Annotated in this window: 15 protein-coding genes; 10 read left to right on the top strand and 5 right to left on the bottom strand. The window is 72.0% G+C overall.

Translation table 11 applies throughout. The features are described from left to right. Positions 1-37: 37 nt before the first annotated feature. A complete protein-coding gene (locus ACIB24_RS22430; RefSeq protein WP_398284438.1) occupies positions 38-2,782 on the bottom strand; it encodes a putative bifunctional diguanylate cyclase/phosphodiesterase in 2,745 nt (914 codons plus the stop codon). Positions 2,783-2,951: 169 nt separating this feature from the next. On the opposite strand from ACIB24_RS22430, the gene ACIB24_RS22425 reads away from it, so the two are divergent. Further along, complete coding sequence (locus ACIB24_RS22425) at positions 2,952-3,824, top strand: alpha/beta fold hydrolase (protein ID WP_398284437.1); 873 nt, start codon at positions 2,952-2,954, stop codon at positions 3,822-3,824. A 26-nt stretch (positions 3,825-3,850) separates the two neighbouring features. Here ACIB24_RS22425 and ACIB24_RS22420 read toward each other — a convergent pair whose 3' ends face one another. Together ACIB24_RS22420 and ACIB24_RS22415 are read right to left on the bottom strand one after the other, a co-directional pair. After that, entirely contained in the window at positions 3,851-7,210 is a 3,360-nt protein-coding gene (locus tag ACIB24_RS22420; RefSeq protein ID WP_398284436.1) for a glucodextranase DOMON-like domain-containing protein, read from the bottom strand. A 72-nt stretch (positions 7,211-7,282) separates the two neighbouring features. Then, positions 7,283-8,845, bottom strand: a complete 1,563-nt coding sequence (locus ACIB24_RS22415) for a methyl-accepting chemotaxis protein (RefSeq protein WP_398284435.1) — start codon at positions 8,843-8,845, stop codon at positions 7,283-7,285. Positions 8,846-9,070: 225 nt separating this feature from the next. Between ACIB24_RS22415 and ACIB24_RS22410 the strand changes: the two genes are divergently transcribed. The 3 genes from ACIB24_RS22410 (at position 9,071) to ACIB24_RS22400 (ending at position 12,524) form a co-directional block, all read left to right on the top strand. Continuing rightward, entirely contained in the window at positions 9,071-9,718 is a 648-nt protein-coding gene (locus tag ACIB24_RS22410) for a hypothetical protein (protein ID WP_398284434.1), read from the top strand. Positions 9,719-9,782: 64 nt separating this feature from the next. Further along, positions 9,783-11,297 (top strand): flotillin family protein, encoded by a 1,515-nt coding sequence (locus ACIB24_RS22405; protein WP_398284433.1) that lies wholly within the window; start codon positions 9,783-9,785, stop codon positions 11,295-11,297. A 15-nt stretch (positions 11,298-11,312) separates the two neighbouring features. After that, entirely contained in the window at positions 11,313-12,524 is a 1,212-nt protein-coding gene (locus tag ACIB24_RS22400) for a toxic anion resistance protein (protein ID WP_398284432.1), read from the top strand. A gap of 22 nt (positions 12,525-12,546) precedes the next feature. Here ACIB24_RS22400 and ACIB24_RS22395 read toward each other — a convergent pair whose 3' ends face one another. Continuing rightward, positions 12,547-13,515, bottom strand: coding sequence for a patatin family protein (locus ACIB24_RS22395; RefSeq protein ID WP_398284431.1), 969 nt, complete (start codon positions 13,513-13,515; stop codon positions 12,547-12,549). A 36-nt stretch (positions 13,516-13,551) separates the two neighbouring features. Here ACIB24_RS22395 and ACIB24_RS22390 point away from each other — a divergent pair, with 36 nt between their 5' ends. Continuing rightward, positions 13,552-14,007, top strand: coding sequence for a globin domain-containing protein (locus tag ACIB24_RS22390; RefSeq protein WP_398284430.1), 456 nt, complete (start codon positions 13,552-13,554; stop codon positions 14,005-14,007). Here the strand turns inward: ACIB24_RS22390 and ACIB24_RS22385 are convergent. Beyond that, complete coding sequence (locus ACIB24_RS22385) at positions 14,004-14,897, bottom strand: M15 family metallopeptidase (protein ID WP_398284429.1); 894 nt, start codon at positions 14,895-14,897, stop codon at positions 14,004-14,006. The genes ACIB24_RS22390 and ACIB24_RS22385 overlap by 4 nt on opposite strands. A 45-nt stretch (positions 14,898-14,942) precedes the next feature. Between ACIB24_RS22385 and ACIB24_RS22380 the strand changes: the two genes are divergently transcribed. The 5 genes from ACIB24_RS22380 to ACIB24_RS22360 all read left to right on the top strand — a co-directional run bounded on the left by ACIB24_RS22380 (position 14,943) and on the right by ACIB24_RS22360 (position 18,502). After that, positions 14,943-15,722 (top strand): deoxyribonuclease IV, encoded by a 780-nt coding sequence (locus ACIB24_RS22380; protein ID WP_398284428.1) that lies wholly within the window; start codon positions 14,943-14,945, stop codon positions 15,720-15,722. A 207-nt stretch (positions 15,723-15,929) separates the two neighbouring features. Continuing rightward, positions 15,930-17,111 (top strand): L,D-transpeptidase, encoded by a 1,182-nt coding sequence (locus ACIB24_RS22375; RefSeq protein WP_398284427.1) that lies wholly within the window; start codon positions 15,930-15,932, stop codon positions 17,109-17,111. Between the two features lie 67 nt (positions 17,112-17,178). Continuing rightward, the gene (locus ACIB24_RS22370) at positions 17,179-17,547 is read left to right on the top strand and encodes an ArsR/SmtB family transcription factor (protein WP_398284426.1); all 369 of its coding nucleotides are present in this window, start codon (positions 17,179-17,181) and stop codon (positions 17,545-17,547) included. Beyond that, a complete protein-coding gene (locus ACIB24_RS22365) occupies positions 17,544-18,041 on the top strand; it encodes an SRPBCC family protein (RefSeq protein ID WP_398284425.1) in 498 nt (165 codons plus the stop codon). The genes ACIB24_RS22370 and ACIB24_RS22365 overlap by 4 nt, the downstream gene beginning before the upstream one ends. Positions 18,042-18,130: 89 nt before the next feature. Continuing rightward, positions 18,131-18,502, top strand: coding sequence for a DUF427 domain-containing protein (locus ACIB24_RS22360; protein ID WP_398284488.1), 372 nt, complete (start codon positions 18,131-18,133; stop codon positions 18,500-18,502). Positions 18,503-18,519: the final 17 nt, after the last annotated feature.

Below are 18,519 nucleotides of genomic sequence, written 5' to 3'. Positions count from 1 at the left end.
TTTCTTGATCGGCCGCCGAAGCGCCGGAGTCAAGCGCTCAAGCGGGTTGACTGGCCGGGGTCACCCGGTCCCCGAGCAGCTCAGGGTCGGACGGCCGGCCCAGCAGGTAGCCCTGGATCAGGTCGCAGCCGAGCTCGTGCAGGACGGCGAGTTCCTCCTCCGTCTCGACCCCCTCGGCCACCGTCTTCAGGTTCAGGGCCTTGGCCATCTCGACGAGCGAGCCGAGCAGCGCCTTGCCGCGCTCCTGGGCCATGCCGACGACGAAGGACCGGTCGATCTTCACGATGTCGACGGGCAGGTGGGTCAGGTGGGCGATGGACGTGTACCCGGTGCCGAAGTCGTCGACGGCGATCCGGACGCCGAGCTCGCGCAGCTCGGTCAGTTCGGCGGCGGCGTCCGAGAGGTCGGAGAGCAGGACGGTCTCGGTGATCTCGATCAGCAGGCGCTCGGGGGCCACCCCGGCCTTGGCCAGGGCCGCCTTCACGTCGGGGACGAGCCGGTTGCTGCCCAGGTGGCGGCCCGAGATGTTGACCGACATGTAGATGCCCGGCAGCTGCCCCGCGGCGTCCCAGGCGGTGAGCTGGCGCAGCGCCTCGGCCAGCACCCAGCGGTCGAGTTCCAGCACCAGCTCGGACGACTCGGCCGCCTCCACGAACACGTCGGGGGCGACGACGCCCAGCTCCCGGCTGGTCCACCGGACCAGCGCCTCGACCCCGGCGGTCCGCCCGGCCGTGTCGACGATCGGCTGGTACTGCAACCGCAGGTCGGCGTCGTCGAGGGCCTGGCGCAACCCGTCGTGCACCTTGTGCCGCAGCTCGACCAGGCGGCGCAGCTCGTCGTCCAGCAGTTCGATGTGCCCGCCGCCCTTGCGCTTGGCCGAACGGATGGCGTCGGCCGCGTCACGTAGCAGCGCGGTGGCGTCCTGCAGCCCGTCGAACGCGACGACCACCCCGGCGCTGGCCCCGACACCCGGTGGCAGGCCGGCGTCGCGCAGCCGGGTGGCGTTCAGCGGCGCGAGCTCGGTCAGCGTCAGCTCGCCGAGCCGGTCGAGGATGCGCCGGGCCAGCTCCATCAGCACGTCGACCGAGTCTGTCTCGGTGATGATGACGAACTCGTCGGAGTCGAGCCGGGCCACGATGTCCCCGGTGCGCACGGTGGTCGAGATCGAGGTGGCCACGTGCTTCAGGACGGCGTCCCCGGCGCCGGGCCCACCCAGGTCGTTGATCAGCCCCAGCCGGTCGAGGTCCACGTGGATGACGCCCAGCCCGCCCGCGGTCCGGTTCACCCTGGCCAGGCCGTGCTCGAGGGCGACGAGCGCCGACGCGCGGTTCAGCAGGCCCGTGAGCCCGTCGTGGGTGGATTCGTAGCGCAGCTGGTCCTCCAACTGCCGGCGCGCGTCGAGCGACTGGGACAGCCGCTGGACCGACGCCTGCACGGCCCGGCCCATCGCGCCCGGGACGGTCTTCTGCAGCGACTCGTGCCGGGTTTCACCGGCGGCCAGCGCGTCGGCCTGCTGCTGAAGCAGGATCAGGTTCTGGGCCATCTCGTCGAACGCGCTGCTCACGTCGTGCACCTCGCGCGGACCGCCGGTCGCGGTGACGGGTTCGAGATCTCCGTCGGCGATCCGGCGGGCGCGGGCGGCGACCTGGGCCAGCGGCCGGGTGACGACCCGGGTGAGCAGGCCGACCCCGGCCAGGGCCCCGAACGCCGCGGCCAGCATCACGAACCAGATCTGGCGGTAGGCGTCGTCGGCCTGCGTGCGGATCGCGCGGGCGTCGCCGCTCACCTGCTGCCCGGCGACCTGCACCAGACCCTTCAGCGAGTCGAAGTGCCGCAGGCCGATGGACAGGAAGGCCCGGGTCAGCAGGTTGGTGCCGGCGAGGTCGCTCCTGGGCGCCACGCCGTCGAAGGACTTCGAGGCCCAGCGTTTACCGAGCCGGTCGAAGAAGACGCCGATCAGCCGGGCGTCGCCGCTGTTGTCCACCTCGGTGAACTTCTTGGCGATGGCCCCGGCCGACGACAACCGCAGCTGGTTCGAGTAGGAGCGGTAGAGCGCGTTGGCGGTCACGTACGCGAGCCGCGGGCTGGTGACGTAGCTGTTCGGGTCGATGGCCGGGAACTTGGTGGCCACGGCGACGTCGCCCAGGGCGAACACCGAGGCCCCCTCGTTGGCGAAGGCGACGACGAGCTCGTAGGCCTGCCGCAACGACTCGAGGTCGCGCCGCAGCGCCGAGATGGCCGAGCCGGTCACGGCCAGCGCGTCCACGCTCTGCTGCATGTCGTCGATCTCGGACAGGACCTGCGTCTGGACCACCTTCTGGGCCTCCCACAGCCCGTCGAGCGCGATGTTGCTGCGCGCCCGGGTCAGGGGCCCCTTCATGGCCGCGCGGGCCGCCTCGGTCCGGGCGCGGACCGGGGCCACCCAGGCGTCGTCCGGCAGGGTGGCCAGCGCGGCGTCGGTCGCGGCCTGGCTCTCGCTGAGGAACCGGTCCACGTCCAGCCCGATCGCCTGGCCCACCTCCCGACTGTCGACCTTGCCGAGGTTGGCCAGGACGATCGTGGTCGGGATGCGCTCGCGGGCGACGGCCGCGCCCAGCGCGACCACCTTGACCAGGTGGCTGGTGCTCACCTCGACGACGCGGGCCTGCCCCCGGGCCTCGGAGCGGCCGGCGGCGGAGACGTAGAGCTGCAGGCCGATGGCGGTCAGGGGCACGAGGACCAGCGCGGTCAGCCATACGGCCAAACGCGCCGGCCGTCGGCGGCCCAGCCCCACGAACCTCACGCTGCGTGAATCGGCTGATCTCCCCCGATGCTTGAACCGAAGCCGGCCCGCGGGGGACACGCCGCACCGTTCCTTGCCCGGCCCGGCGCCCGCCGGGAGGCTGGGCGGCGACGGACACGGAGCACGAAGCACGGCGCACGGATGCCCGATTCGGACGTGAGGGCATGACATGGGCTGGATTGCGGCACACGCCCGGACCCTGACCGCCGCCCTGCTGGCGCTGGCACTGGCCGCCTGCGGCGGCGGAGGGTCGGGGACGACGCCGCCCACCTCGAGCGCCCCGGCCTCGCCGGAGCCGACGGTCGCCTCGCTCGAGGGCAGCTTCGTGGTGAACGGCTTCGGCGGGCACGGCCTCTACCTGAGCTGCCGCGGCACCGGCTCGCCCACCGTCGTCTACCTGCACGACAGCGTCGCCGCCGGCGCGGGATCGGCCCCCCGCAAGGCCGGCACGGCGTTCGCGTCGATCGTGGAGGACGATCAGCGGGTCTGCCTCTACGACCGGCGCGGAGTGGGCGACAGCGACCGGGTGACGGGGCCGCAGACCCCGGCCGACGCCCTCGCGGACCTGCAGGGCCTGCTGAAGAAGGCCGACATCGGCGGACCGTACGTGCTCGTCGGCTCCGGGTTCGGCGGGCTGCTGGCGTACCTGTACGCGAACGGGCACCGTCGGGCGGTGACCGGGCTCGTGCTGCTCGACTCCCCGTTCCCGGGCCAGGCCGGCACCGAGGCCCTGCAGGCGGCCTCCGGCAGCGACGAGACCGACAGCCCCGAACACCTCAGCCGGTACGAGACGCTCCGGGCCGCCCAGCGCTACGCCGGTCGCGAACCGAGGATCCCGCTGGTCTACCTGACCTCGACCGCAGGCACCGGCACGACGTCGAGCACGCCCGCGACCACGGCGGACGTGCGGGCCGTGGCCCGGCGGGCCGCGTTCGTGAAGCGGTTCCGGCCCGGGAGCCTGATCCCGGTCGCCGCGGCCCGACCCCTGGAGACCACCGCGCCCAAGAGGGTCGCGGACGCCGTGCGCGCGGTGTCCGACTGACCGCCGAAGCACCGCCGAAGCACCCGTCAGGGCACAGGGACGCCGGCGATCACCACCGGGCCGAGCGTCGGGTCGAGCTCGGTGGCCTGGTCGACGCCCGCCGGCGTGATCACGTCCATCGCCTTGGGGGCCGTCCCCGGGTCGATCGCGCAGACGGGGCTCACCCCGCCCGGGGCGCACAGGCCGAACTGGAACGGCTGGGCGGTGGGGGCGAACGAGCGGGCCTGGTCGCCGCTGAAGCCGTCCTGCCCGTGCAGCACGACGGCGAACGACCACCCCGGACCGGGGGTGCCGAGCGCGGCCAGCGGGACGATCATCGTGATGTACCGGGACGTCTGGCCGGCCTGCACGGTCACGTCGCCCAGCGAGGCGCCGGCCGCGTCGACGAACACCGGCGCCGCGAAGCCCTGCACCTCGATGCGCCGGCTCCAGGCCGAGCCGGCCGCGATCGTGTAGTTGCGGGAGGCGAAAGCGGCTGCCGTGGAGGTATCTCCGGCGCCCGGCGTGTGCACGTAGACGTCGAGCAGCTGAGCGCCCAGTGCCGATCCGAAGGTCGGTGACAGGTCGCGGGTCTGCACCCGCAGGACGGCGTTCTGGCCGCTGACGATCACCTGGAACCGCTGGATGTCGAACGCGCCCGGGGTGAAGTCGCCCGAGGTCGGGTACGCGAACGGGCCTGGCCCGTGGTCGTCGCCGGTCGGGTCGGTGACGTCGAGCACGGTGGTGCCGGTGATGAAGTCCGACACCACGGCCCGGCGTGCGTAGCCGGTCGACCCGTCCGGTGCGGTCACGGCGACGGTGATCACCGACGTCCCGAACGGCGACGGGACGGTGGCCGAGAACGACCCGTCCGCAGCCGCCTTCACCGTGACGGTGGACGACGCTCCCCCGGTGTCGACCGCCGTGGAGGCGACGTCGACGGTCGCGCCCGGCGTCGTCGTCCCGGTGATCGGGACCGTCGCGGTGGTGACGACCGCGCCGTCGGCCGGGGCGGTGACGGTGACCGGCGCCGCGCCCGGCGCGGTGGGCAGGTACCGCGCGCGGACGGCGTCCGGCTGCTCCAGCGGGCGGGTCCCGCCGGCCAGGCTCAAGGTGAGCCGGACCTGCTGCGCCTGGGCCCAGGTCAGCGGCGACGCCGAACCGGCCGCCTGCCCGGCCCGGAACCCGATGGACGCCGTCGCCGGGTCGGTGCCGTACGGCGAGGCGGCGAGATCGGGATTCTCCCAGTCCTGTTCGGGCACCAGCCCGACGCCGGAGGAGTACCGGTTCATGCTGAGCAGGAGTTGCGCCGCACCGGCCCGGTCACCGGTCTGCAAGCGCTGCTCGGCGCGTTCGCCGTTCAGCACCGGCCAGAGGTGCCCGGAGCCGGAATTGCCTGCGGGCCAGGGCTTCCCGGTCGGGGCACAGTCGGTGGGGTCGGGTTCGTAACAGTCTCCGTAGCCGTCCTCGGTGCCGGCGCTCGACGTCCCGTAGCGGTAGTACCCGACCCCGCTCGGCGTGGTCCGGGCGATGGTCGAGTCGACGACCGGCAGCGACGCCTGCACGTCGGGATCGGTGGGCGACAGCGCACCCAGCCGGGTCAGTTCGAGGAACCCGGCGTCGATCACGGACCGCTGGTCGGCGGTCGGGCCGCCGTTGCCGAGCCCGTACGAGACCGCGGCGTCCGGGTCGCCGGACTTGGACAGCCGGATGAAGTACCGGCCGGTCGCGTACGGGCCGGTGGTCGTGACCGTCCAGCCCTTGATGCTGCGCTGGAAGTGGTCGGCCGTGGCCCGGTACACGCGCGCCGACGCATGGTCGCCCTGGGCGTCGGCGATGCGGCCCGCGGCCACCAGCCCGGCGATCTCAGCGGCGATGGTGGACGGCGAGTAGCCGCTCTGCTCCTCCCACCGCTCCGAGCCGAAGCTCGGGCCGTGCGCGACGACGAAGTCGGCGGCCTTCTTCACGTGGTCCGTCCACAGCGCCGAGTCACCCGAGAGCCCGGCCTGGTAGGCCATCAGGATCGGGTAGGCGGTCTCGTCGAGCTGATCACCGCCGGAGTCGTTCGAGAGCTTGCCGTTGACCAGGGAGTTGCGCGGCATCCGCCCGTCGGCCAGCTGCTGCCGCTCGAACAGGAACCGGGTGGTGGCCCGCGCGGTGGCCAGGTCCCCGTCGGTGAGGAAGCCGGTGAACGCCTCGTACAGGTCGCGGGCGAAGATCTCGCGGTACGAGCCGAACCAGACGCCCTTGCCGTCGGGCGCCTCCCCGGCCGACACGGCCTGCCCCCAGGGGCTCGCGAGCGAGGCGACGACCGCGCCGGGGAACGTCTTGTCCTCACTCGCCTTCAGCACGTTGGCCGACAACCAGTACGCGGCGCGCAGTTTCGAAGCGTCGGCGGCCCTGAGGCCGGGGAAGGAGGCCGGCGGGCGCTTGAGCCGGGCGTCGTAGGCCGCCCACCCGGCGACGTACTTCGCCGCGGTGCGGGCGAACGGCGCCTGCGCGGCCGCACCGGCCACGGAGACCGCCGACGTCTGCGTCTTCCCGTAGCCGAGGGCGAGGGTGAAGCGGCCGTCGCGCCCGACGTCCACCTGCCCGGTCTGCACCACGTTCCCGTGCGTCGCGGTCGTGTACGTCGTGCCCAGTGTGTGGTCGGCGTCGAGTTGGGTGAGACCGTCGCTCGCGGTGCCCGCGAACCCGCTGCTGGCGGCCAGGAACGGCTTGTCCGCCCGCAGCGCCCCGAACAGCGGGACCGCGTAGTCCCGGTTCGGCGCGTTGGTCTCGGTGACGGTGTCCGAGCTGACCAGGGCGGTGGTGGCGTCGACGGCGGCGTCGTCCGCGCCGCCGTCGGGTGCTCCCCCGCCACCGTTGCCGTTCATGGTCGCGTCGTAGCGCACGTACACCTTGAGCCCCGCGACGCCCCGGGCCGGCACCAGCCGGGTCCGCACGACCACCGCGTCCCGAGCCGGGTCGGTGACGAAATCGCTGACCAGCGAGTACTTCCCGCTCTTGGCGGTGCTGGTGACCTGGCAGGCCATCCCGCCCGGGTCGAGGCTCTTCACGGTGTACGTGGTGTCGCGGGTCTGCAGGTCGGTGAAGGTCGAGCCGTCGGTGACGACGTACTGCATCGTCTCGACGTTCGTGGTGTCGATCGTCGGCGCGTAGACGTCGGAGAGCACGCCACCGGCGACCGTGTACCAGACCTTCGACGTCGTGTTCCGGGCCGTGCCCAGGCAGTCCTTGCGGGCCAGGTCGAAGTGCGAGAGCGCCCCGGGCCCACCGGGCGCCGCCGGGACGACGGCGGCCCCGGCCGGACCGCCGGTGACCACCAGTCCGAGCGCCGAGGAGAGGGCCGTGCCGGCGCTCAGCAGCAGAACCAGGACACCCGATCGCCGACCCCGTCGTCGCATGTTCCCCAGCGTCGACCCGCCGTCACGGAATGTCTAGGTGCTACCCATGGGTCACATTCGCCCGGTTCTCGATCAGTAGCGGAAGCCGGAGACGATCCCGGCCAGCTCCTCGCTCATGGTCTGCAACTGCTGGGCGTTGGCGCGCGCCTCACCCATCGACGACACCGTCGCGTCGGCGGCCGAGGCCACCCCGGTGATGCTCTGCGCGATCTGCGCCGAGCCCGTGGCGGCGGTCCCCACCCCGGCCGTGATCGACTGCGTGGTCGCCGTCTGCTCCTCCACCGCGCTGGCGATGGTGGTCTGGAACTCATTGATCCGGGTGATCACCGTGGCGATCTCGGCGATCGAGCGGGCCGCCTGCTCGGCGTCGCCCTGGATCGTGTCGACGCGCTGGGAGATGTCGTCGGTGGCCCGCGCGGTCTCCTGCGCCAGCTGCTTGACCTCCTCGGCCACGACCGCGAAGCCCTTGCCTGCGTCGCCGGCCCGGGCGGCCTCGATGGTCGCGTTCAGCGCGAGCAGGTTGGTCTGCTCGGCGATGCTGGTGATCAGCCGCACCACGTCACCGATCTCGCGCGACGAGTCGCCGAGCTGGTTCATCGTGCCGGTGGTGGTGGCCACGGCAGCCACGGCGCCGGTCGCGACCTCGGCCGCCTCCTGCGCGTTGCGGGCGATCTCCTCGATCGAGGCACCCATCTCCTCGCCGCCGGTGGCCACGGACTGCACGTTCTGGGACACCTCGTCGGCGGTGCGGGCCACGACCCCCGCCTGGTCCGAGGTCTCCTGGGCCGAGCGGTCGACCCGCTCGGCCACCTCGCCGAGCGACAGGGCCGTCTGGTTCAGGCTGCCGCTGGTGCGATCGATCGAGGCGAAGACGCTGCGCAGCCTGGCGGCCAGGCCCTCGACGCTGCGGGCCATGGCGGCCACCTCGTCGCGTCCCCGCGTGTCGACCTCGACCTGCAGGTCACCGGCCGCCACCGACGACAGGGCCGCGTCGAGCGCACCGATCCGCCGCACGAGCGCCCGGCCGAACAGCACCAGGCCGCCGCACAGCACCAGGCCGCCACCGACGGTCAACAGGAGCAGCACGAGCCGCATCCGGGTGACCGCGCCGTGGACCCGGTCCTGCTGCTCGGCCACGCCGCTCTGGAGCAGGCCCTTGGCCTTGTTCACCGCGGCGGTCTGCTTGGCGGTGGCCCCGTTGTAGGCGGCGCTGGCCTCGGCGAGCCCCTTCGGGGTGCTGAGGTCGAACTTCGTCACGTCGAGCTTGTTGTACTCGTCGCGGGCCTGCTGCACGGCGTCGATCGCCGCGTGCTCGGCGGCGCTCAGGTCCGCCTCGTCGAGGCTGGACACCAGGCGGCCCATCTCGGCCGACTCCGTGGCCATCAGCTTGTCCTGCTGGGCCTTGGTCTGGGGGTAGGCCGTCGCCACCACGCTGTCGTACTTCACCGACAGGTCGAGGAAGGCGTACCGCTCGATCTGCTCCTTGGCCGCCAGGTACGTCCTCAGCCGGGCCTCGGCGTGGGTCGCGTGCCGGGACTCGATCGCCACCAGCGGGGCGATGACCGCGAGGCAGAGCAGCATCCCGACGCTCAGGACGGCCATCAGCCGCTTGATGGACAGGGCGGCGAAGGACACGACGACTCCTCGGGGGGTGCGCTGGGCTGCACGACAACTCGGGAGACAAGATCGGCAGCCGGGACCGCGGCCTTGATCCCTGAGGGTGGATCCGCCGGGCCCGCCGGGGTGGAACTCCCGCAGTGGCGGCCTCGTTGCCTCGTCAGGAATTCGGCAGCGGCCGGGCCCCGGGAGGCTTAGATTGAGCCCGTCGCACGGGGTACGCGGCACGAAGGGGGATCGTCGGTGACCGGGTCGGAGATCGTGTTCGCGTCGGTCGGCGCGACGGGATTCCTCCTGCTGCTGGTCAGCCTGCTGCTCGGCGAGTTCCTCGAGCACGACCTCGGGGCCGGTCACGGGGCCGAGCTGCCGCACGGGGTCGAGGTCGGGCACGAAGCCCACCTGGAGCACGCCGGCGGCGCCGCGCGCGATGTGGAGCTGCCGAGCGAGACCCGGGCCCTGCAGAACGGTCCCGGCCTCTACGAACCCACCTGGCGCAGCATCCGGGTGCTGGCCGCCGCCGCCGTGGGCTTCGGGGCCTGCGGCTACCTCGCCGCGAGCGTCGGCCTGCCGACCCTGCTGAGCTGGCCCGTAGCCTTCGCCGGGTTCGTCGCGGTCGGAGCCGGGGTGTACCAGGTGATTCTGAAACCCCTGGCCCGCCAACAGTTCAACTCGGTGATGAGCCGCTACAGCTACGTCGGCCGGGATGCCGTCGTGACCCTCGACATCCTCCCCGGGGGCACCGGTCAGGTCACCTTCCACGACCGCCAGGGTGCGCGCGTCACGCAGCAGGCGAGTGCCGACCTGCCCGAGGGTGTCACCAAGGGCTCGCTCGTGCGCATCGTCGACCTCATGGACGGCGGGGTCGTCGTCCACCACAACACGTTCGGCTGAGCCGAACCACTGACTTCACCACCCCAGGAAGCCCGTCACCGGGCAGAGAGAAGAAGGAACTTCGATGAGCGTCACCTCCCCAGTCGTCATCGCCCCCGTGGCGGTGGTCGTCGTCTTCGTCCTCGTCGCGGCCCTGTACGCGAAGAACTACGTGAAGGTGCCGCCGAACATGGTGGCCGTCTTCACCGGTCGTGGCCGGCCCAAGATCGTGCGCGGCGGCGCGCGGTTCCGCGTGCCCGTGCTGGAGCGGGTCGACTTCATGAGCCTGGAGCCGTTCAACATCCAGGTGAGCGTCGGCAACGCCATCTCCAGCAACGGGGTGGGGATCGCCGTGGACGTGGTCGCGCTCATCCGGTTCGGTTCCACCGACGAGGCGATCGAGACCGGCACCCAGCGGTTCCTGACCGCCAACCGGGAGGAACTGAAGAACCAGCTCACGGAGATCATCTCGGGCAACATGCGCGCGATCTGCGCCAAGATGACGGTCGAGGATCTCAACAGCAACCGTGACCAGCTGACCCGCGGGGTGGCCGAGGAGGCCGGGGCCGCCCTGGGCGCGATCGGCATGGAGCTCGACGTCCTCACCATCCAGGACGTGCGCGACAAGAACGGGTACATCGAGGCGCTGGGTCGCAAGCGGATCGCCGAGGTCACCCGCGACGCCGAGGTCGGCGAGGCGCAGGCCCGCCGGGACGCTCGGATCGCCGCGGCCCAGGCCTTCCAGGAGGGCCAGACGGCCGAGACCAAGTCGCGCGAGGCCATCGCCGAGGCCGAGCGGGCGCTGGCCATGAAGCAGGCGGCCATCGACACCGAGGTGAAGGCGGCCCAGGCGCGGGCCAACCAGGCGGGACCGCTGGCCGAGGCGGAGGCGCGGCGGGCCGTCGTCCTCGCCGACGTGCAGACCGAGAAGGAGCGCACCGAGCGGCAGATCGCGGTCGAGCAGCAGCGGGCCGCCCAGCGCCAGCAGGCGCTGCAGGCCGACGTGATCGCCCCGGCCGAGGCCGACCGCAAGGCCGCCACGGCCAAGGCGGAGGGCGCCAAGGCGGTCACCATCGCCACCGCGGAGGCCGCGGCCCGGCAGCGGGAACTGCAGGGTGAGGCCGACCTGAAGGCCCGCACCGCGGGCGCCGCCGCCCTCCAGCGCGAGGGTGAGGCGCAGGCCGAGGTGGACAAGGCGAAGCTGCTGGCCTCCGCCGAGGGTCAGAAGGCCGCGCTGCTCGCGGAGGCCGAGGGTCAGAAGGAACTGGCGGCCGCACTGAGCGCCTTCAACGACGAGGCCGCCCGGCTGCGGGTCCTGCCCGACCTCATCGCCGCGCTGCCGCTGATCGCCCGCGAGGTGGCCGCCCCCATGGGCAACATCTCGAACCTGACCGTGCTGTCGGGCGGGGGCACCGGAGACGACGCCCTCTCCCGGGTCGCGGGGTCGGTGCCGACCCTGCTGCTGCAGGTCCTGGAGACGGCGAAGGCCGGCGGCATCGACCTGCCGGCCCTGCTCGGCGAGGTGACCGGCCGCACGGGCCAGCCCGAGCCCGGTGCGGTCGCCGCCAACGGGTCGAAGCCGCACACCCCGGCGAAGTAGTCCCGAGGAGGAACGATGTCCGAGGCCACACCCCTGCCTGCCGACACCTCGTCGCTCGCGCTGACCCCGCCGGACCCGGTGCCCGCCGTGACCACGACGCAGGCTCCGGAGCTGGCCCCCGCCGTCGATCCGGCGGCGGTGCCCGGGCTGGACGCCATGGTGGACCGCTACCTCGACTCCGTCCTGACCGCCGAGGCGAGGTCGCCCGAGTTCGCGGCCCGCGCGGAGGACGTCCGCACGATGGGCGACGTCGACATCCGCAAAGCGGCCGAGACCTCGAACCGGCTGCTGAAGGTCCCGGTCCGGGCCGTCGACTCCGGCGGGTTGTCGAGCGGTTCGCAGGTCGGCCAGACGCTGCTCGACCTGCGCCGCACGGTGGAGGACCTCGACCCCCAGGGGGCCGGCGCTCCCCGGAAGCTGCTCGGCGTGATCCCGTTCGGCGACCGGTTGCGCAGCTACTTCCAGCGGTACCAGTCGGCGCAGACGCACCTCAACGCGATCATCCAGGCGCTGTACCACGGCCAGGACGAGTTGCGTCGCGACAACGCCTCGCTGAACCAGGAGAAGCAGGCGCTCTGGCAGACGATGGCCCGGCTCCACCAGTACGTCTACGTCGCCGAGCGGCTCGACGCGCAGCTGAGCGAACGCATCGCCGCCCTCGAGGCGGGCGACCCGACGCGGGTGAAGGCGCTGCGCGAGGACGTGCTCTTCTACGTGCGGCAGAAGCACCAGGACCTGCTCACCCAGCTGGCCGTGAGCATCCAGGGTTACCTCGCGACGGACATCGTCATCAAGAACAACCTCGAGCTGATCAAGGGGGTCGACCGAGCCACCACGACCACGGTCTCCGCCCTGCGCACCGCGGTGATCGTCGCCCAGGCGATCGCCAACCAGCAGCTCGTCCTCGACCAGATCGCGGCCCTGAACTCGACGACGTCGGGGATGATCGAGTCGACCTCGAAGATGTTGCGCGACAACTCGATCCGCATTCAGGAGGGGGCTGCCTCCGCCGCCGTCGGACTGCCCGAGCTGCAGAACGCCTTCGCGAACATCTACGCCACGATCGATGCGATCGACACCTACAAGGTGCAGGCCCTGGACACGATGGCCGCGACCATCGGCGCCCTGGAGGCGGAGACCGTCAAGGCCCGCGGCTACCTCGACCGGGCCCACAGCGACGGTTCCCGCCCGGCCACCGCCGCCGGCACCTTGGAGATCGGAGGCTGAGGCCCGGTCGGAGGAGACCCGGTCAGAGACCGGCGACCGGGGCCAGGACGGCGAGCGCGGCCTCCCGACCGAGGTTCACCGCGCGCTGGAGCAGCCGGGGGTCGCGGGCCGTGCGACTCACGACGGGGGACCCGACCGGCGGCCGGATCTGCACGGCGGCGGGCAGGGCGAGCAGGTCGGTCTCGTCGACCCCCCGCAGGGCGTGCCGGGCCAACCAGGGCTCCAGCGCCCCGGGGGCGCGCCGGGCCAGGTACCGGCCGGCCACGCGCAGCTCCGTGCGCGACGGCGGCGGCACGACCTCGTCCGGGCGCCGGGTGCGCAGCACGAGCTGGTGCGTCGCCCCGCCGGCCGCGGCGCTGCGGAAGGGGATGTTCTCCACCACCCCGGCGTCCACCCACGAGCGCCCGGCGAACTCCACGGGCGGCCCGGCCAGCACCGGCATGCAGGCGCTGGCCATCAGGGCCGTGCGCAGCGACCGCTCGTCCGACACCCAGGGCGCGAGGTCGACCGCGGCCCCGGATCCGCCGTCCGTGGCGATCGGGTGCAGGGTCACCGGGTTGGCCAGGGCGGCGGCCGCGTCCAGCGGGACCAGCTCCACGTAGGCGGTGTTCAGCAGGTAGTCGATGTCGGCCACGACGCCGCCCCGCAGTACCCGGCTCGGCCTGATGAAGGTGCTCATCAGGTTCGGGTGCAGCCAGCCCGCGATGCTGAACTCCGACTGACCGGCCAGCAGGAACGCCCCGATGATCGCCCCGGCCGACGAGCCGTACACCGCGTCGAAGCAGGGCAGCAGGCCGAGCTGCTCGACGGCGATGGCCATCCCGTGCGAGTAGGTGGCCCGGGAACTGCCGCCCTCGATCACCAGGGCCAGGCGTGCGCCGTCCGTGCGGTGCCCGGGCCGGCTGCCCTCCCGCAGGCGCCGGGCCAGCAGGTCGAGCACGGGCTCCAGCGCCGCCGGACCGGCGACGGAGGTCTCCTCCACATCAGTCATCGCGGACAACCTACGACCCGGGCCATACTGCCGACCATGGTGGGGAGCGTGTACGTGGCGGCGGGCGGGGACGACGGGGTGCGGCGGCTGGCGGAGGCCTGGCACCGTCGGGTGCTGGCCGACGAGGTCGTGTCCCACGCGTTCAGCCACGGCTTCCACCCGGAGCACACCGAACGGCTGGCGGCGTACTGGGCCGAGGCCTGGGGCGGGCCCGCCACCTTCTCGACGCGCTACCGCGGCGACGACACGCTGGTGCTGCGGATGCACGCCGGGCAGGGCCGCCACGAGGAGATGGACGACCGCGCCGTCGCCTGCTTCGACCAGGCCCTGGCCGACGTCGAGGTCACCGACGAGCGGCTGGCCGCGACGTTGCACGACTACTTCGCGTGGGTCGTCGCCGAGATGGCCGGCTATCCCGAGTCCCCCGACCAGGTTCCGGACGGTCTCGCCGTGGCCCGCTGGTCGTGGGACGGGCCGCTCGAGAGCGTCTAACCACCCGTCGAGGAGAAGTGCATGAAGTCCTTCTTCGACGAGTAGTCGCCGCCCCAACCCCACCCGATGGACCGGAAGGCCTTCACCGGCGCCGAGTTCCGCGTGATGATGCCCGGCCAGCCGCGCCGACGGTCCGTGTACGAGCGGGCCAGCTCGGGCAGCACGGTGGAGCCGGAGACGTACGGGTTCTGGAACGGGTCGAGGTCGACGGCCAGCCCGTAGGCGTGCTGCGACCAGGACGTCGCCCCGCGCACCGGGCGGCACGCGAACGCCGCGGTCACGTTGCCGTCGCCGGTCGGCTTCGCGTCGAGGTCCGCCTGCGACGTGATCCGCATCTGCTCGATCGGCCACCCGGCGGCGAACAGCTTCCGGAACACGGTGACGAGGTCGGTCGCGACCGACCGGTTGACCAGCAGTTCGCCGGTGTGGGCCCGGCCGTCGAACCCGCGGAAGCTCACCGTCACGTACCGCAGCTGGGACGCCGCGACCGGGCAACGCGCCGACCAGGTCGAGCGGGCCAGGACGTCGGCGGGCACCTTCACGACGTGGGCGTGGAACCGCCCGTCCGCCGGCGGGGGCAGCAGGTCGACCGTGATGATCCGGCGCGGGGCAAGGGATTTCGGCGTCCTCCCGGTCCAGATGCCGAATCCGCTGGAACCGGTCTTCAGCACCCGGGTCCCGAGCCAGGACGGCGCGGGCGTGGCGCCGTTCAGGGCGGGCGTCGGGCTCGGGGTGGTCACGGCCGACGGGCCGGTGGACGACGGGAGCGCGGGGGTCGTGGTCGCCCCACTCGAGGGGGTGCTCGGTGCGGAACCCGCCGAACCGCAGGCCGACGTCGTCCCCACCAGAACGGCGAGCGCGACGGCCACGGCGCAGCGCGAGCGGTTCACCGGGTCAGCCTCGCAGTTGTCGGTGCCGGGTTCTAGGTTGGGGTCGTGGCTCTCAACTCGGCATTGATCGGTGCGCATGTCGACTCCGCCGACCCGCTCGTCCACGGCGCGGCCGTGGGCGCGGAGGCGGTGCAGTTCTTCCTCGGCGACCCGCAGGGGTGGAAGAAACCGCCGCCTCACCCGAAGGCCGAGGAGATCAAGGCGTCCGAGCTGGGCGTCTACATCCACGCGCCGTACCTCATCAACGTGGCGAGCACCAACAACAAGATCCGCATCCCGAGCCGGAAGATCCTGGCCGAGCACGCCACGGCCGCCGCCGGGGTCGGCGCGAAGGGACTGGTCGTGCACGGCGGCCACGTGACGCAGAAGGACGACCCGCAGGTCGGCGTCGAGAACTGGCGCAAGACGTTCGAGCGGATGCCCGAGGGCGGCTACGGCGTCCCGATCCTGATCGAGAACACGGCCGGTGGCGAGAATGCGATGGCCCGCACCTTCGACCGGCTGGGCCGGTTGTGGGAGGCGGTCGGCGAGTACGGGCCCGGGTTCGTGCTCGACACCTGCCACGCCTGGGCCGCGGGCGAGGAGCTGGCGGGCGTCGTCGAGCGGGTCAAGGCGATCACCGGCCGCATCGACCTGGTGCACGCGAACAGCTCCCGCGACGAGGCGGGGTCCGGCGCCGACCGGCACGCCGCCTACGCATCGGGCACGATCGACGCCGAGCTGATCGTGCAGATCTGCCGGGAGGCGGGCTGCGACGTGATCATCGAGACGCCCCTGGAGACCATCGCCGACGACGTCGCGTACCTGGCGAAGGCCCTGCGCTGACCGTTCCGCGTGGTCAAAACCTGCTGTTCACCTGGGACGTGTCGCGAGTGGCGGAAGTGCCGGGCCCGCGCGGGTACGATGGTCAAGGAGATTTAACAGTGGTCGGCAGCGGCCACCCCGAAAGGACGGCCCGCACTGATCCGCAGGACGCACGCCTCCGGCCCGGAGCGCCACCGGCGCCCGGGTCGGCTTCTGTCTGCCGCCTCCATGATCACGGCCGCGGCCCTGAGCGCCGTCTTCCTGGCCGGCTGCAACGACTCCGGCCCGACGGGGGGCGGCGGGGCGGCGGCCTCCCCCTCGCCGACGAACCCGACGGTCAGCCTGTCCAAGGAGAAGGTCTCCTACCTCGACCCGGTCAAGCTCGTGGTCGCGAACGGCACCTTCCAGTCGGTCCAGGTGCTGACCGCCGACGGTGAGCAGCAGCTCGAGGGCTCCGTCTCGGCCGACAAGACGTCCTGGGTCTCCGAGGAAGCGCCGCGCCCGGCGTCCGCGTACTCGGTCGTCACCCAGGTGACCGGCGCGACGGGCGGCGCCGCGCAGACCAAGACGCTCGACTTCACGGTCCAGAAGGTGCCGGACGCCAAGAAGGTGTCGTTCACGGTCACCCCCGACGACGGCACCACCGTCGGCATCGGTCAGCCGATCGACGTCCGGTTCCTGGTTCCGATCACGAACAAGGCCGGCATCGAGCGGGCCATGTCGGTGACCACGAAGACGCCGTCGGGCGAGGCGGTGCAGGGCTCGTGGTCCTGGCTGAACGACCAGGAGGTGCACTGGCGGCCCAAGGAGTTCTGGACGCCGGGCACCAAGGTCACGCTCGACATGAAGATCGCGGGCGTGAAGGCCGGCAACGGCCGTTACGGCCGCAAGGACTACTCGGAGACCTTCACGATCGGCGCCTCGCACGTGACCCGTTACGACGCCAAGAAACTCCAGGTCAAGGTCTACCGGGACGGCAAGCTGAAGGACACCTGGCCGTCCGGTTCCGGCCGTCCCGGCCTGGAGACCTACAGCGGTACGTACGTCGTGCTGAACAAGTCCAAGGTCATCAACATGGACTCCTGCTCGGCGCGGATCACCTGCGACAAGAAGGACCCGGACTACTACTCCGAGAAGGAGTACTGGGCGACGCGGATCACGGCGTCGGGCACGTTCCTGCACGCCGCCGACTGGGACCCGCAGTTGGGCAAGGCGAACGTCTCGCACGGCTGCATCCACCTGTCCGGCACCGACGCCGAGGACTTCTACAACCACGCGGTCCCCGGTGACGTGGTGATCGTGACCAACACCGGTCGCGGCCCGCAGGAGCGCATCGCCACGCAGGACCCGGGCCTCTACGACTGGAACCTGTCCTGGTCCAAGTGGACCAAGGGCTCGGCCCTCAAGTAACCCGTCCCCTCTCCGGCCCGAACACGGCCAGGCTTGACGTATGCCTATATAGGCATACGATGGCGTCATGGCCAGGGCAGCGACCACGACGGACGCCTTCAACGCGGTGGCGGAACCGCGGCGACGGGAGATCCTCGACCTCCTCGCCACCGGCGAGAGGCCGGTGACCGACCTCGTGGTCGCGCTCGACCTGGCCCAACCGCAGGTGTCGAAGCACCTGCGGGTCCTGCGGGAGGTGGGGCTGGTGGAGTTCCGGGACGAGGGCCGGTTGCGCATCTACCGGCTGAACGGCGCCCCCCTGCGCCAGATCTACGAGTGGGTGTCCGCGTTCCAGGCCAGCTGGGAGCAGCGCTTCCGGCAGCTCGACGCGGTGCTGGAAGACCTCATGACCACCGAGAAGGCGAACGAGCAGTCCGGACGAAGGGAAGACCGATGACCGTCACGAACGGCACCACCACGCACAGCGCGGTGGTCACCCTGCCGAGCGACACGACCATCCTGATCGTGCGCGAGTTCGCCGCCCCGCGGCCCCTGGTGTGGCGGGCCTGGACCGAGCCCGAGCTGATCAAGCGGTGGTGGAGCGGGCAGCGCGGCGAGACCACACTGGTCGAGAGCGACTTCCGGGTCGGCGGCCGGTGGCGTCAGGTGATGGTCGCCACCGGCGGCTTCGAGGTGGCCTTCCACGGCGAGTTCCGCGAGATCGTGGAGCCCGAGAGGATCGTCCAGACCGAGACCTTCGAGGCCTTCCCCGACGCCTACTCGGTCAACACCCTCACCTTCACCGACCTCGGCGGCGACCGCACGCGGGTCGAAATGCTGATCGAGCACACCGAACCGGCCCACCGGGACATGCACGTCCAGTCCGGCATGGAGGGCGGCCTCCAGGAGGCGCTCGACCTGCTCGAGCAGCTCGCCGTCACCCTGGGGTGATCCGAGCGAACTGACCGCCCGGCCTATTCGGAGGCTGCATCCGGAATGGGCCGGGCGGTCCGCGGGTTGCCACTGGTGTGACGAACAAGATGGTGCTGCTGCCCGGACCCAAACACCCCATCACCGTCGTGCCGTCGCCCACCCGCGTGGTCGTGCGGGTCGGGGACACGGTGCTGGCCGACTCCCGCCAGGCCCTGGTGCTGCGCGAGGCCGACTACGCGCCCGTCGCGTACATCCCGCGTGCGGACGTCGACCTGACGGCCCTGGAACGCAGCGACCAGACGAGCTACTGCCCGTTCAAGGGCGAGGCCGCGTACTTCAGCGTCCCATCCGCCGGGGAGCGCGGCACCGACGCGGTCTGGACCTACGAGGAGCCCTACGAGGCCGTGTCGCAGATCAAGGACCACGTCGCGTTCTACCCGAACCGGGTCGACGCGATCGAGTACCTGCCGCTGGACTGACCTTTCGGCTCTTTCCG

The organism is Spongisporangium articulatum, from assembly GCF_044465595.1.
GTDB classification, from domain to species: Bacteria; Actinomycetota; Actinomycetes; order Actinomycetales; family Kineosporiaceae; genus Spongisporangium; species Spongisporangium articulatum.
The sequence above is the reverse complement of the archived record's forward strand: the minus strand, read 5'-3'. Positions and strand labels throughout refer to the sequence as shown.